Genomic DNA, 13,757 nt, shown 5'->3' with positions numbered 1-13,757 from the left:
TTGGCATCTGGCACTAAGGGTTTCCCATGATCGGAATCGTGGCGGCGTGGCGGGCCGTAGCCGCCATGTTCATCCTGAACGGCGCATTGTTCGGTATCTGGGCCTCGCGTATTCCTGCGGTTCGGGATCGGTTGGATCTGACGCATGAGGCGCTCGGCTACGGGCTGTTGTTCATGGCCGCAGGCGCGGTGTGCTCATTTCCGATTACCGGACGGCTGACGGACCGGTTCGGAGCGGTCAGCCTGACCCGCTACATCGCGGTTCTTTATACGCTGTCCTTGATCTTGCTGGCCTTCGCAGGCGGGTTCTGGGCGCTGGCGGCCTTTCTGTTTGTGTTCGGGGCTTTCCACGGCTCGATGGACGTGGCGATGAATGCCTGGGCGGCCGAGGTTGAGCAAGCTTTCGACAAACCTGTCATGTCCTCGTTCCATGCTATGTGGAGCCTCGGGGCCGGGCTGGGGGCGCTCAGCGGGTTTGCTGCGGTGCAGATGCAGTTGACCGTGATGCAGCATTTTTTGTTGGCCGGCGGGGTCGTGGTCGGGCTGGCGCTGGCCTTGTCGTGGGTGCGTTGGACATCGCGACGGGCGGTTTCGACCGGCGGGCAGGTGTTTGCGCTGCCTTCCGGGGCGCTGATCCTGGTTGGGTTCACAGCCCTGTGCGGTGCGTTGGGCGAAGGCGCAGTTGCAGATTGGAGCGCGATCTTCTTGCGCGATGTCACCGGTGCCACCGAAAGTGTTGCGGCGCTGGGTTACGCCGTTTTCTCGGTGGCGATGGTTGCATTTCGGCTGGCGGGCGGTGTCGTGATCATGCGCTTTGGACCCGCTGCTACGGCGCGATTTGGTGGGGTTTGCGCGGCGCTGGGGGTATTCAGTGTGGTCTCCGCCGGAGAGGCGGCGCTTGCTTTGGCAGGTTTTGCTTTGATGGGGATCGGTTATGCGGTGATCATGCCGCTGGCTTTCAGCCGGGCGGCCTCGGATCCTGACGTACCGCCGGGGCAGGCGATCGCAAGTGTTGCCACATTGGGTTACGGAGGGCTATTGATTGGTCCACCCCTTATTGGGTTTCTCGCAGAGATGTTTACATTGCGAATAGCTTTTGCGGCTTTGTTACCACTGGCCGTTTTCATTGTCCTTCTGTCCGGCGCACTTCGGCCTGTCGATTTGGATTGAACTGCCAGCGGCCCCAGATAGGGGCTGTGGGCCGAAGGAACTATTATTAGGAGACCAAAATGCCGATCAAGAACCGGTTCGCCGAATTGCAGGGTGAGATCACCGAGTGGCGGCGCGACATTCACGAAAACCCTGAAATTCTGTTTGAAACCCATCGCACCAGCGCTTTGGTTGCAGAAAGGTTGCGCGAGTTTGGTTGTGATGAGGTCGTAACCGGCATTGGCCGCACAGGCGTTGTTGGCGTGATCAAGGGCCGGGCGGATACAAGCGGCAAGGTGATTGGGCTGCGCGCGGATATGGATGCGTTGCCGATCCATGAGGCGACGGGCCTGGATTACGCTTCGAAAACCGATGGCGCGATGCATGCTTGCGGGCATGACGGGCACACGGCGATGCTTTTGGGGGCCGCGAAATACCTGTCCGAGACGCGAAATTTTGACGGCACCGTTGTCGTGATCTTCCAACCCGCCGAAGAAGGCGGCGGCGGTGGGCGCGAGATGTGCGAGGACGGCATGATGGACCGCTGGGGTATTCAGGAGGTCTATGGCATGCACAACTGGCCGGGCCGCCCGGTGGGCAGCTTCGCCATCCGGTCCGGGGCGTTCTTCGCCGCAACGGATCAGTTCGATATCTCTTTCGAAGGAAAGGGCGGACATGCCGCAAAGCCGCATGAAACGGTCGACACAACCGTGATGGCGGCGCAGGCGGTTCTGGCATTGCAAACGATTGCTGCACGCAATGCGGATCCGGTGGACCAGGTCGTGGTTTCTGTCACATCATTCGAGACGTCTTCGAATGCGTTCAACGTGATCCCACAAAGCGTGAAGCTGAAAGGGACCGTGCGCACCATGAGCGAAGACATGCGTGACCTGGCGGAAAAACGAATTCATGAGATTTGCGCGGGCGTCGCCACCACCTTTGGCGGTACCGCAGATGTTACCTATTACCGAGGTTATCCGGTGATGGTGAACAGTAACGAACAAACTGATTTTGCCGCGGATGTCGCGCGTTCTGTTGCCGGCAATTGCGACGAGGCGCCTTTGATCATGGGCGGCGAGGACTTTGCCTTTATGCTGGAGGAGCGGCCGGGGGCATATATTCTGGTGGGCAATGGTGATACCGCGGCGGTTCATCACCCGGAGTATAATTTCAATGACGAGGCTATTCCGGCCGGGTGCAGCTGGTGGGCCGGGATCGTTGAACAACGGATGCCGGCAGCGTGATGAAACTGGGGCAATGCGAGGGGCCAGCCCCTCGCACTCCCCGGGATATTTTTAGCCAGATGAAGTTGGATCCACCTGCCTTCAGGCGAGGTCGAGGGTATCGCACAAGGTGTCGATCACGTCGTCCAATGCGGACTTTTGGGTGTTCACGCAAGATTTTGCACTGGCCCGGGCTGTTGCCAGCGCGCTGTCTTCTGACAACCAATGCGCCACGGCGTTGGCAAGTTGTTGTGGGGACTTGACCTCGATCGCGCCGCCGCTTTCGATCAGTGGGGCGAAGGTTTCCGCGAAGTTGAAATAACCAGGGCCGGTAATCACAGCGGCGCCAGCCTGCGCGGGCTCAAACGGGTTGTGGCCGCCAATTTCCTTGAGTGAACCGCCCAGAAACACGATGGGACAGAGCGCGTACCATGTGCCGGTCTCACCCAATGTGTCAGCCACATAGACCTGAGTTTGCGTTGTGATCCGGTCGCCATTGGACCGGAAGGCAGCCGTTTGGCTGGCGGTGTTCAACAGGTTGGCAACCTCACCACGCCGCTCTGGGTGCCGCGGGATCAGCAGCAGCAGAAGGTCTGGCCAGCGTTTCATCAATTCGGTATGTGCGGCCAGAACCGTTTCCTCTTCGCCTGCATGGGTCGAGCTGGCGATCCAGATCGGACGACCGGCGATTTGTGGCCGTATGTCTTCCAGTGTTGCCTGATCCACCGGCAAAGGGTCTGACATTGCTTTGAGATTGGTACCCGGTTGCACGCGATCGGGGCGCGCACCCATGTCGATCAGGTTTTTTGCTGTTTTGTCGTTCTGGGTCAGGAACAGTGTGAAATGGCCCAGAATGAAGCCAGCGGTTTCGGGCCGCTTTTTCCAACCCGCGACGGAGCGATCGGAAAGACGTGCATTGAGCAGCGCCAGAGGGGTTCCTCGGCGAGATGCTTCGACGATCAGGCGAGGCCAAATTTCGCTTTCGACAAAGATCGCGGCATCGGGATGCCAATGATCAAGAAAACGCCGCACTGCGGCGGCGGTATCGAGCGGAGGGTATTGGTGGCGCGCGCGCGGCGGCATGCGTTTTTCAATCAGCGCGGCCGAAGTCGGCGTGCCTGACGTGATCAGGAACTGGGCCTTGGGCAGGCGTTCGCCCAGACGCTTGATCAGGCTGATGACCGATAGCGTCTCTCCTACGCTGGCCGCGTGGAACCAAATCAATTGGCCGTCGGGTCTGGGTTGGCTGGCGTGGCCGAGGCGCTCCTGCTGCCGTGCCTCGGGGACGTTTGCGGCGTGTAGTTTCTTGCGCACTGTGCGCCATGCCAAAGGTGCGGCAACAGAAGTGAGGCCGCAATACAGGTGGTAGAGCAGCGTCGGCCGGTCAGTTCTGTTTGGCATGCTAGCCGCCCGTATGGCTCATGTGGCGGGTCATTTGCCCATCCACAGCCTGTCGGGAATAGTCGAAATCGTGGCCCTTGGGTTTGAGGTTGATCGCCGCGCGAATGGCGTCCTCAAGCGGTTGTTCGGTATCGGGATGATCACGCAATGGCGCGCGCAGATCGGCCATGTCCTCTTGCCCGAGGCACATGTACAGCTCACCTGTGCAGGTCAGGCGCACGCGGTTGCAGCTTTCGCAGAAGTTATGTGACAAGGGTGTGATGAAGCCAATTTTCTGGCCCGTTTCCTCAAGCCTTACATAGCGCGCCGGGCCGCCGGTTCGTTCCGCCAAATCGGTCACGGAATAGTGGTTCTCGTATTCCTTGCGGACATCCTTGAGGGACCAATACTGGTCCAGTCTGTCTTCGTTGCCGATATCGCCCATTGGCATGACCTCGATCCAGGTCAGGTCCATGTCACGCTCGGCACACCATTCGGTGATCCTGGGCAGTTCGGGTTCATTGAACCCTTTCAAAGCCACGGCGTTGATCTTGACACGCAGACCCGCCTTTTGTGCGGCGTCGATCCCGTTCAGCACCTGTTTCAGGCGACCCCAGCGGGTGACCTTGGCAAACTTGTCTTCGTCCAGAGTGTCCAGAGACACGTTCACCCGGCGCACACCTGCCGCGTACAGGTCATCCGCGAAACGGTGCAATTGCGAGCCATTGGTCGTCAGGGTCAGTTCTTTTAGTGCGCCGCTTTCCAGATGGCGGGTCATCGAATTGAAAAAACTCATTATATTGCGGCGCACCAGCGGCTCACCCCCGGTAATGCGCAGCTTTTCGACGCCCAGCTTCACAAAGGTTGAACACATGCGGTCCAGTTCTTCCAGTGTCAGAAGATCTTTCTTGGGCAGAAAGGTCATGTCTTCGGACATGCAATAGACACAACGGAAATCGCAGCGATCCGTGACGGATACGCGGAGATAGGTGATGGCACGAGCGAACGGGTCGATAAGCGGAGCTGTCATGCCTCATAGGTAAAGCGGCAACCGCCCTGCGACAAGGGCGAACTGTGCTTTGCGCTGGTGCACTTGAACCGGGGGCGATAAGTTTGGGGTATGAGGTATTCGCTTTTGACTTTGTGTGTTTTGCTGGCGGGCTGTGAAACAGTGCGATCCACGACGGATCGCGTCTTTGGTGGCGACACGCCTGCCGAAGACGGCACGCCCGCTGTTGCCGAAGAAAACGTGGTCGAACCGCAACCTGTTCCGGCCACGACAGCAGCAGGCTGGGTCGGCCCAAGGACCACAATTGCCAGCCTAGGCGATCCAACGACGCCGGGCCGGTGGCTGGAAACTCCGCTGGTCGAGACTGAATTCACAGGCCGCGTTGTCGTGCCCCGAACCGGCGCGCAGGCCTATATCACGCTGGTGCCCGCGTCCGGCCCGGCCAGCGGCGGCAGCCGGTTATCCTTGGATGCGATGCGGGCACTTTTGCTGCCATTTGATGAGCTGGTCGAGCTGGAAGTCTATTCCAACTGACCCTTCAGAAATTTGCCGGCCTCTTTTCGTGCAAAAGGCTTCATGTCTGCGCCATGGGTATTCAGAAATGCGATCACCCGATCAGGGTCGTGTTTCGACAGCTCGCGCAACCACCACGCAATGGACTTTTGAATAAACCAGTCGCGGTCCGGCACATAGCTGGCTGCCCAGCCCAGGATACGGTCGCGCCGCATCAGGTCGTCCGGTTTGGGGTGGTTCTGTTTCGTCCATGGTAGGGTGGCCACCATAGCGGCACGGCGAGTCCACATATGGTCGGACGTTGTCCAGTGCTCGACTTGATCCAGACGGGTTGGATCCGCCGAAAGGCGCTTTTGCATCGCCATACAGGCGTGGTCTGCCACGGCCCAGGCATCAAAATCGGGCAACCAGCTTTTCAGTAAGTCCCACGCGGCATCGTCCGGTCGAATGCGGGCCTGCGTTAGCAGTTTGGCGGCGGCGACGCGACCCTCGTGAATATTGGTCTGCCATAAGGCACCCGCCAGTTCCACGCGCGCGGGCACGTCCAGCTCTTGCCGCCACGCTTTGGTCAGATCATTCAGGACAGGATTGGCCACCCCAAGATAAGGTCTGTCGACCTTGTGATAGGCGGCCATCTGTTCCCCGCGATCCGGGTCTGCGTGAGCTTTGATCTGATCTAGATAGGGCGCAAGCATGTTAGGGTTCAGCTTGCGGTGCCGGTGGGTTTTCCGTCAATGGTCTGCTGGTTCTTCTCGACCCAGTAGGACTTGATCTGCTCGTCCGTCTTTCCATCGACCCATTTCTGCATCGTATCGCGATCCGAGCGGTAGTCCATGAACGGCACCGCATATCCACAAGAGGTCTGAACCAGATCAACATCCAGGTCATAGATTTGCCGGGCACTCCGATGATCGGGGAAAAGCTCGGCCAGTTCATCCCAGCCCGCGTCACCCCGATGCAGCGTGCGCGCGGTGCCATAGGTGCGCAGGATCAGAGGTCGCGTCGTAAATGAACACCACATCAGCGTCATGCGGTCAGTTTCAAGCAGGTGACCGGCAGTTTCATTGCCGCTGCCGGTCAGGTTCATCCAAGCAATCCGGTTTGGGCCGAGTACCCGCAGCGAGTCCATGCCCTTGGGCGAGATATTGACCCGTCCGTCAGGTGCGGCGGTGCCAACGAAGAATAGATGCTGTTCTTCGATGAATTTCCGCTGGGTCTCGTCGATTTCCGGGAATTGCTTGGCCATTTTTCACTCCACCGTAACGGATTTTGCCAGGTTGCGCGGCTGGTCTACATCCGTCCCTTTTGCGACCGCTGTATGATAGGCCAACAGTTGCGCGGGCACCGAGTAGAGGATCGGTGCAAGGCTGGTGTGTACATGGGGCATTCGGATGCTGCTCCAGACTCCGTCTTCCGCCTCGGCGATCCCGTCGTCGTCCGACACCAAAATGACTTTTCCCTTGCGCGCCATGACTTCCTGCATGTTCGAAACCGTCTTGTCGAACACTGCATCGCGCGGAGCCATGACCACAACGGGCATGTGTTTGTCGATCAGGGCGATGGGGCCGTGCTTAAGCTCTCCGGACGCGTAACCTTCGGCGTGGATGTAGCTGATTTCCTTTAGTTTCAGCGCACCTTCCATCGCCAGCGGGTACATCAGACCCCGGCCCAGGAACAGGACGTCGCGGGCCTCGGACAGGCGCTGTGCCGAGGACTTGATCGCCGGGCCTTGTTCAAGCGCGGTGTTCAGAACAGTCGGCAACCCGCGCAGCGCGGCATAGTGATCAGCCAGTTCCTCATCGGTCAGGGTGCCACGATCCGCTGCGGCCTTGAGCGCGAGCATCAGCAAGACGCTCAGCTGGCAGGTGAAAGCCTTGGTCGAGGCCACACCGATTTCGACACCCGCATGAATGGGCAGTGCAATATCGCTTTCACGTGCGATCGAGCTTTCGGGAACGTTCACGACCGAGACGATCTTGTCTGCCTTACCCTCGCAATACCGCAGTGCGGCCAGCGTGTCGGCTGTTTCGCCTGACTGGCTGACAAACAAGGCTAGTGTGCGCCCCGGGATCGGAGGTTCGCGATACCGGAACTCACTGGCGATATCGACCTCAACCGGCATTTGGGCCAGTTGCTCGAACCAGTATTTCGCGGTCAGGCAGGCGTAGAACGCTGTTCCGCAAGCCACCATGGTCAAGCGGTCCAGCTTGGTGAAATCCAACCCTTCTTCGGGCAAGACGATCTGATCGCCGCCGCTGGGCAGGTAAGACCGGATGGCGTCGGCAATCACTACGGGCTGTTCTGCAATTTCTTTGGCCATGTAATGCTTGTGACCATTCTTTTCGGTCTGCGAGTGGTCCAGTTGAATCTGCCGCATCTCGCGGTTGGCCAGTTCGCCGGACTCGGTGCGGATCTCAAGCGAGGTGCGGGTTAGAACGGCGCGGTCGCCCTCTTCAAGGTAGGTGATGCGATTGGTCAGCGGTGCCAGCGCGATCGCGTCCGAGCCCACATACATCTCTCCATCCCCGTGGCCAATGGCCAACGGAGAGCCCTTGCGCGCAGCTACGATCAGATCGTCCTGGCCATCGAACAGAAACGCCAGCGCAAACGCACCGACAAGGCGGTCAATGGTTTGGAACGCAGCCTCAACTGGGGACAGGCCGGTTTTCAGGTAGTATTCCGTCAACAGAGCCACGGTTTCGGTGTCAGTTTCCGTGACAAAGCTGATGCCCTTTTCGGCTAGTTCGGCACGCAACTCGCGATAGTTTTCAACGATCCCGTTATGCACGACTGCCACAGGGCCGGCCTGATGCGGATGCGCGTTGGTGACCGATGGTGCGCCATGGGTGGCCCAGCGGGTGTGGCCGATGCCGGATTTTCCCGGCAGGGGATCATGCACCAGCAAGTCACTCAGGTTGACCAATTTGCCCACCGCCCTGCGACGTCCCAGTGCACCGTCATTCACCGTGGCTATCCCGGCGCTGTCATAACCCCGGTATTCCAGACGTTTGAGTGCCTCGACCAAAGTGGGCGCGGCTTCATGATCGCCCAATACCCCTACAATTCCACACATTGATCAGGCCCCTTTATTCCGGCGAGCCTTTTTCGCCTTCAGCATTTCAAACAATTTGCGCGCGTAACCGGGCTTGTTGTCTTGTTTGGCTCGCCCTACAGCCAGTGCATCGGGTTCGACGTCGCGCGTGACCACGGTTCCGGTTGCCGTCATCGCGCCGTCGCCCACAGTCACGGGTGCCACCAGCATGGTGTTCGAGCCGATGAAGACGTTTTCGCCAATAGTCGTCTTATGCTTCATGACGCCGTCGTAGTTGCAGGTGATCGTTCCCGCGCCAATGTTGGTCGTCGCGCCGACCGAGGCATCGCCGATATAGCTGAGGTGGTTGACCTTTGCGCCTTCGGCGATCTCGGCGTTCTTGATTTCGACGAAGTTGCCGATGCGCGTGTTCTCGGCCAGTTCTGTGCCGGGGCGCAGGCGGGCATAAGGGCCGACGATGGCACCGCGGCTGACATGGCAGCCTTCCAGGTGAGAAAACGCTCGGATCGTTGCGCCGCTTTCAACGGTGACGCCGGGGCCGAAGACGACATTGGGCTCAATGACCGTGTCGCGCCCGATAATTGTATCGGCGGCCAGGTAAACCGTTTCGGGGGCCATCAACGTCACACCCAGGGCCAGCAGTTCGTTGCGGGCGCGGGTCTGGAATTCGGCGTCTGCCGCAGCCAGATCGGCGCGAGAGTCCACGCCCAGGGTCTCGGCTTCGTCGCATTTGATTGCAGTCGCGGATAGCCCACGCGCATTGGCCAGCGCCACGATCTCGGTCAGGTAATACTCGCCCGAGGCATTATCGTTGCTGACTTCATCGATCAGCTCGAACAGCTGTTTCGCGTCGCAGGCAAGCAGCCCGCTATTGGTAAAGCGAATGGCGCGCTGCTCTTCGGTTGCATCTTTGTACTCGATGATCTCGACCAGTTTGTCGCCGTCCATGATCAACCGGCCATAGCGTGGCTGAACTTCGGCAATATCAAAACCAAGCATGACCAGATCAAACGAGGCGCGCGCCTCGATCATGCGCTCGAGCGTTCTGGGATCGATAAAGGGTGTATCGCCATAAAGGACAATGACGTCCCCATCGAACCCTGCCAGTGCCTCGCGGGCCTGCGCAACGGCATGGGCCGTTCCCAGTTGTTCTTCCTGAACCACGATCTGCGCGGCTTCATCTTCAGCTGCCGCAACTTTAGCGACGGCTTCCGAACCGTGGCCGGTGACGATGACCGTCCGCTCGGGCGACAGAACGGCACCTGCGCGCATTGCGTGGACCAGCATTGGGGTCTGGGCGATCGGGTGTAATACTTTTGGGGTATCCGAATTCATCCTGGTGCCTTTTCCGGCGGCAAGGATAACAAGGGCGGTGCTCATAAAAACGATTTCTCTTTGTGTTTTGTTGCGGCCCGTTTTATCCGCTGAATTCAAACGCGCAAGCGGTACGGGCATCAAACAAGATTGCCGTTTGCAACACTTGCGGCGAAGACCCGCCGAATCAGGAGGCAATATGCGCACAGTCATCTTCGATCTGGACGGAACCCTGGCCGATACGTCGGGCGATCTGTTGGCGGCTGCCAACCACTGTTTCCGGCATATGGGGCATGGGGATGTTCTGGTGCATACCGAGGATGCAGGGGTTGCCCTGCGTGGTGGGCGGATGATGCTGACCCACGGGCTGAAGCGGGTCGGGGCCTATGATGATGCGACCGTGCAGACCTATTACCCAATGTTGCTTGAGGCTTATGCCAAGGACATCGATACCCATACGCATTTCTATCCCGGTGCGTTGGGCGCGGTCGAAGAATTGAGATCTGCTGGCTATGGAGTTGGTATCTGCACCAACAAACCCGAAGCCCTGGCGCACCAGTTGCTGACCAAACTTGGGGTGCGCGATCAGTTCGCCTCGCTAGTGGGGGCGGACACGCTGCCGGTTCGCAAGCCTGATCCCGAACCTTTGCGTGAGGCGGCGCGCCGGGCAGGGGGCCATCCTGACCTTTGTGTCTTGATTGGAGATTCAGATACCGACCGAAATACAGCGCGGGCCGCGGGTGTTCCTTCGGTTCTGGTGACGTTCGGACCCTCGGGCGAAGATATGGCTGCCTTGGAACCCGAAGCGCTGTTGCATCACTTCGACGATCTGCCGGATGTGGTCGCTCAGTTGATCGGTGTGGCGGCTTAGTCCCTTGACCCGACGCCTTTGCAGGACCAAAACACCCATATGACAGAGACATTCACTGGTAGCTTTACCCAGCAGGAACCCATCCCCGAAGAGGCAGTTGAAGCCGCTTTGGCTGTTTTGCGCCATGGGCGTCTTCACAGATACAACGTCGTTCCTGGCGAGTTGGGCGAAACGGCCTTGCTGGAACAGGAATTTGCCGCCCAGACGGGTGCAAAATACTGTCTGGCCGTTTCGTCGGGCGGTTATGCACTGGCCACGGCCCTGCGCGCTGTGGGGGTCAAGCCGGGTGACCCGGTTCTGACCAACGCTTTCACACTGGCACCGGTCCCGGGCTCTATCGCCTCGGTCAGTGCGCGCCCCGTGTTCGTGGGCGTGACCGAAGGGCTTACGATTGATCTGGACGATCTTGAGGCCAAACTGGATCAGGCGCGCGTTCTGATGCTGAGCCATATGCGTGGTCATCTGTGCGACATGGATCGATTGATGCAGATGTGCGACGCCGCGGGCGTCATAGTGATCGAGGATTGCGCCCACACGATGGGGGCGGCATGGCGCGGGCAACTTTCGGGTCGGCAGGGCGCGATCGGGTGCTATTCCTGTCAGACCTATAAACACGTCAATTCGGGTGAGGGCGGAATACTGATCACCGATGACGAAGAATTGGCGGCCAAAGCGACGATGCTGTCCGGGTCCTACATGCTGTATGAGCGCCACCTTGCCGCGCCGGGCCCCGAGGTTTTTGAGCGGATCAAGTATCACACCCCCAATGTCTCGGGCCGAATGGACAATTTGCGGGCAGCGATCCTGCGCCCGCAATTGCGCGATCTGGACCGTCAGGTTGAGCGCTGGAATGAGCGCTATTTTGAGATCGAAAAAGGTCTGCGCGATACGCCAGGCCTGACCATCGTTGATCGGCCCGACGATGAGACTTTTGTCGGATCGTCGATCCAATTTCTATTGTTGGACTGGTCTGCGGATCGGATCAACGATGTGATCGAGCGATGTGCCGCACGTGGTGTCGAGTTGAAATGGTTCGGCGGGGCCGAACCCAACGGATTCACCTCGCGCTATGACAGTTGGCGCTATGCCGACAGCAGCCCACTGCCCGAAAGTGATCGGATTCTGGCCGGGATCGTGGATATGCGGGTTCCGCTGACCTTTTCGCTGGACGATTGCAGGCTGATCGCCCGGATCATCCGGTCCGAAGTTGGTGCCGTTTATCAATCGTAATCCAATTGTGTGCGCTGTAAGCGCACGCTTGATTGTTTGAAGCCGCCGCCCTGATCAGGGCGGCGGTTTGTTTTTGGGACGCCGTCGTTGACCCTGTTCAGAATCGCTGCTATTTATTGAACAACTGTTCATTAATGCGAGGGAGGAGATCGCATATGTTCACGGCAACCATGCAATTTGATCTGGGAGAAGACGTGAACGCCCTGCGCGAAATGGTGCATCGTTGGGCGCAGGAGCGGGTTAAGCCCATGGCGGCTGAGGTCGACTCCTCGAACGCATTTCCGAACGAGCTGTGGAAAGAGATGGGTGACTTGGGCTTGCTCGGGATCACCGTGCCCGAGGAATATGGCGGGGCAGGGATGACTTACCTTGCACATACCATCGCGGTGGAAGAAGTCGCGCGGGCGTCGGCTTCGGTTTCATTGTCCTACGGCGCGCATTCGAATCTGTGCGTCAATCAGATCAAGCTGAACGGAACAGATGAGCAAAAGGCGAAGTATCTGCCCGGCCTGATCTCGGGTGAGCATGTCGGCGCATTGGCAATGTCTGAGGCGTCGGCCGGGTCAGACGTGGTGTCGATGAAACTGCGCGCGGAAAAGCGTAATGATCACTACCGCCTGAACGGGAACAAATACTGGATCACGAACGGACCCGACGCGGATACTCTGGTCGTTTACGCCAAGACAGACCCAGAGGCCGGGTCCAAAGGGATCACTGCCTTTCTGATCGAGAAGGGGATGAAGGGTTTTTCCACGTCGCCCCATTTCGACAAGCTGGGGATGCGTGGATCGAATACGGCTGAACTGATCTTTGAAGACGTCGAGGTGCCGTTCGACAACGTTCTCGGCGAAGAGGGCAAAGGCGTCGCTGTTCTGATGTCCGGGCTTGACTATGAACGTGTGGTGCTGGCCGGGATCGGGACCGGAATTATGGCCGCCTGTCTGGATGAGATCATGCCGTATCTGGCCGAACGCAAACAGTTCGGCAAACCGATCGGCAGCTTCCAACTGATGCAGGGCAAGATCGCGGATATGTATACCGCGATGAACTCGGCCCGGGCCTATGTGTATGAGGTTGCCAAGGCTTGCGACCGCGGGGATGTGACCCGTCAGGATGCAGCGGCGTGCTGTCTTTACGCCTCAGAACAAGCGATGACACAGGCGCATCAGGCTGTTCAGGCGATGGGTGGGGCCGGGTTCCTGGCAGATTCGGCGGTCAGCCGCATCTTCCGCGATGCAAAGTTGATGGAGATTGGTGCGGGCACAAGCGAAATCCGCCGGATGCTGATCGGCCGCGAACTGATGGCTGAGATGCTCTGATGCAAAAAACGCCTCGCAGACGAGGTTCCTGCGAGACGTCTTTCTGTAAAGGATCAGAACTTATGGACGTAGGAAACGCCAATAAGGTACGGGTCAATCTCGGCTTTGCCGATGTTTGTTCCGTTCAGCGTAACGTCCGAGTCGATATCGAACCATCGTACGTTCAAACGAACCGCGCCATTGTCCGAAACCATATAGTCCAGGCCGGCCTGCAGCGAGACGCCGAACGAGTCGTCGACTTTCAGGTCACCCAACGCCGATTGTTCATCGAAGAAGAAAGTGTAGTTCAAGCCAGCGCCGACATAAGGCTTCCACGCGCTGTTGGTCGGGAAGTGATAGTTCAGCGACAAGGTGGGCGGCAGGTGCTTGACGGTGCCGGCTTCGGTGCTTCCGCCCAGAGTCACCGTGTGCTTGAACGGCGTTGCGGCCAGCAGTTCGATGCCCAGATTGTCGCGGATGAAGTACTCGGCGGTGAAGATCGGACGAGTATCCGAGTCGATTTCTGCACTCTGCCCGGCCAGTGTTCCGTTGTCGGATTTGGGGTTCAGGTAACCGACACCAACACCGACGGTCCAGTCGCCCTGCGATTGGGCAAAGGCAGGGGCGGCAAGCGCCACCAGCGCGGTCGAAAGTGTCAAAGCGGCGAGTTTATTGGTCATGATCTTGCCTTTGATTCAGTTGATGACACTGGTTTGACA

The 13,757-nt window shown here is 58.8% G+C and carries 13 protein-coding genes; 6 read left to right on the top strand and 7 right to left on the bottom strand.

From position 1 onward, the window contains the following. The first annotated feature begins 26 nt into the window (after window positions 1-26). Window positions 27-1,169 carry an MFS transporter gene (locus J7416_RS11660; protein WP_209224925.1) on the top strand — a complete coding sequence of 381 codons (1,143 nt, stop codon included), beginning with the start codon at window positions 27-29 and terminating at the stop codon, window positions 1,167-1,169. A 59-nt stretch (window positions 1,170-1,228) separates the two neighbouring features. Further along, complete coding sequence (locus J7416_RS11655; protein WP_209224924.1) at window positions 1,229-2,392, top strand: M20 aminoacylase family protein; 1,164 nt, start codon at window positions 1,229-1,231, stop codon at window positions 2,390-2,392. An 81-nt stretch (window positions 2,393-2,473) separates the two neighbouring features. Here J7416_RS11655 and J7416_RS11650 read toward each other — a convergent pair whose 3' ends face one another. Together J7416_RS11650 and moaA are read right to left on the bottom strand one after the other, a co-directional pair. Beyond that, window positions 2,474-3,772: a 3-deoxy-D-manno-octulosonic acid transferase gene (locus tag J7416_RS11650; protein WP_209224923.1), complete on the bottom strand. Its 1,299-nt coding sequence runs from the start codon at window positions 3,770-3,772 to the stop codon at window positions 2,474-2,476. A gap of 1 nt (window position 3,773) precedes the next feature. Next, window positions 3,774-4,781 (bottom strand): GTP 3',8-cyclase MoaA, encoded by a 1,008-nt coding sequence (moaA, locus tag J7416_RS11645; protein WP_209224922.1) that lies wholly within the window; start codon window positions 4,779-4,781, stop codon window positions 3,774-3,776. Window positions 4,782-4,871: 90 nt separating this feature from the next. On the opposite strand from moaA, the gene J7416_RS11640 reads away from it, so the two are divergent. Then, complete coding sequence (locus tag J7416_RS11640; RefSeq protein WP_209224921.1) at window positions 4,872-5,294, top strand: hypothetical protein; 423 nt, start codon at window positions 4,872-4,874, stop codon at window positions 5,292-5,294. On the opposite strand, the gene J7416_RS11635 is transcribed toward J7416_RS11640, so the two are convergent. Genes J7416_RS11635 through glmU form a run of 4 tightly spaced genes read right to left on the bottom strand, consistent with a single transcriptional unit; the run spans window position 5,282 to window position 9,705 of the window. Beyond that, window positions 5,282-5,968, bottom strand: a complete 687-nt coding sequence (locus tag J7416_RS11635; protein WP_209224920.1) for a DNA alkylation repair protein — start codon at window positions 5,966-5,968, stop codon at window positions 5,282-5,284. The genes J7416_RS11640 and J7416_RS11635 overlap by 13 nt on opposite strands. A gap of 8 nt (window positions 5,969-5,976) precedes the next feature. Further along, on the bottom strand, window positions 5,977-6,519 hold the full coding sequence (locus J7416_RS11630; RefSeq protein ID WP_209224919.1) for a pyridoxamine 5'-phosphate oxidase family protein: 543 nt from the start codon (window positions 6,517-6,519) through the stop codon (window positions 5,977-5,979). Between the two features lie 3 nt (window positions 6,520-6,522). After that, on the bottom strand, window positions 6,523-8,346 hold the full coding sequence (glmS, locus tag J7416_RS11625) for a glutamine--fructose-6-phosphate transaminase (isomerizing) (RefSeq protein ID WP_209224918.1): 1,824 nt from the start codon (window positions 8,344-8,346) through the stop codon (window positions 6,523-6,525). Window positions 8,347-8,349: 3 nt separating this feature from the next. Next, window positions 8,350-9,705: a bifunctional UDP-N-acetylglucosamine diphosphorylase/glucosamine-1-phosphate N-acetyltransferase GlmU gene (gene glmU / locus J7416_RS11620; protein ID WP_209224917.1), complete on the bottom strand. Its 1,356-nt coding sequence runs from the start codon at window positions 9,703-9,705 to the stop codon at window positions 8,350-8,352. 133 nt (window positions 9,706-9,838) lie between these two features. On the opposite strand from glmU, the gene J7416_RS11615 reads away from it, so the two are divergent. From J7416_RS11615 to J7416_RS11605, 3 genes are all read left to right on the top strand, one after another. Continuing rightward, complete coding sequence (locus J7416_RS11615; RefSeq protein ID WP_209224916.1) at window positions 9,839-10,510, top strand: HAD-IA family hydrolase; 672 nt, start codon at window positions 9,839-9,841, stop codon at window positions 10,508-10,510. Between the two features lie 39 nt (window positions 10,511-10,549). Then, window positions 10,550-11,740 carry a DegT/DnrJ/EryC1/StrS family aminotransferase gene (locus J7416_RS11610; RefSeq protein ID WP_209224915.1) on the top strand — a complete coding sequence of 397 codons (1,191 nt, stop codon included), beginning with the start codon at window positions 10,550-10,552 and terminating at the stop codon, window positions 11,738-11,740. Between the two features lie 155 nt (window positions 11,741-11,895). Further along, window positions 11,896-13,059: an isovaleryl-CoA dehydrogenase gene (locus J7416_RS11605; protein ID WP_209224914.1), complete on the top strand. Its 1,164-nt coding sequence runs from the start codon at window positions 11,896-11,898 to the stop codon at window positions 13,057-13,059. A 53-nt stretch (window positions 13,060-13,112) separates the two neighbouring features. On the opposite strand, the gene J7416_RS11600 is transcribed toward J7416_RS11605, so the two are convergent. After that, window positions 13,113-13,718, bottom strand: coding sequence for an OmpW family outer membrane protein (locus J7416_RS11600; RefSeq protein WP_209224913.1), 606 nt, complete (start codon window positions 13,716-13,718; stop codon window positions 13,113-13,115). Between the last annotated feature and the right edge of the window lie 39 nt (window positions 13,719-13,757).

Source organism: Ruegeria sp. R14_0, assembly GCF_017743975.1.
Lineage (GTDB): Bacteria > Pseudomonadota > Alphaproteobacteria > Rhodobacterales > Rhodobacteraceae > Ruegeria.
Note: the sequence above shows the minus strand (reverse complement) of the source record. Positions and strands in the feature narration are given on the sequence as shown.

Coding starts and splice junctions, on each gene's coding strand:
- J7416_RS11660 (WP_209224925.1), top strand. CDS start 27: ATGATCGGAATCGTGGCGGCGTGGCGGGCCGTAGCCGCCATGTTCATC.
- J7416_RS11655 (WP_209224924.1), top strand. CDS start 1,229: ATGCCGATCAAGAACCGGTTCGCCGAATTGCAGGGTGAGATCACCGAG.
- J7416_RS11650 (WP_209224923.1), bottom strand. CDS start 3,772: ATGCCAAACAGAACTGACCGGCCGACGCTGCTCTACCACCTGTATTGC.
- moaA (WP_209224922.1), bottom strand. CDS start 4,781: ATGACAGCTCCGCTTATCGACCCGTTCGCTCGTGCCATCACCTATCTC.
- J7416_RS11640 (WP_209224921.1), top strand. CDS start 4,872: ATGAGGTATTCGCTTTTGACTTTGTGTGTTTTGCTGGCGGGCTGTGAA.
- J7416_RS11635 (WP_209224920.1), bottom strand. CDS start 5,968: ATGCTTGCGCCCTATCTAGATCAGATCAAAGCTCACGCAGACCCGGAT.
- J7416_RS11630 (WP_209224919.1), bottom strand. CDS start 6,519: ATGGCCAAGCAATTCCCGGAAATCGACGAGACCCAGCGGAAATTCATC.
- glmS (WP_209224918.1), bottom strand. CDS start 8,346: ATGTGTGGAATTGTAGGGGTATTGGGCGATCATGAAGCCGCGCCCACT.
- glmU (WP_209224917.1), bottom strand. CDS start 9,705: ATGAGCACCGCCCTTGTTATCCTTGCCGCCGGAAAAGGCACCAGGATG.
- J7416_RS11615 (WP_209224916.1), top strand. CDS start 9,839: ATGCGCACAGTCATCTTCGATCTGGACGGAACCCTGGCCGATACGTCG.
- J7416_RS11610 (WP_209224915.1), top strand. CDS start 10,550: ATGACAGAGACATTCACTGGTAGCTTTACCCAGCAGGAACCCATCCCC.
- J7416_RS11605 (WP_209224914.1), top strand. CDS start 11,896: ATGTTCACGGCAACCATGCAATTTGATCTGGGAGAAGACGTGAACGCC.
- J7416_RS11600 (WP_209224913.1), bottom strand. CDS start 13,718: ATGACCAATAAACTCGCCGCTTTGACACTTTCGACCGCGCTGGTGGCG.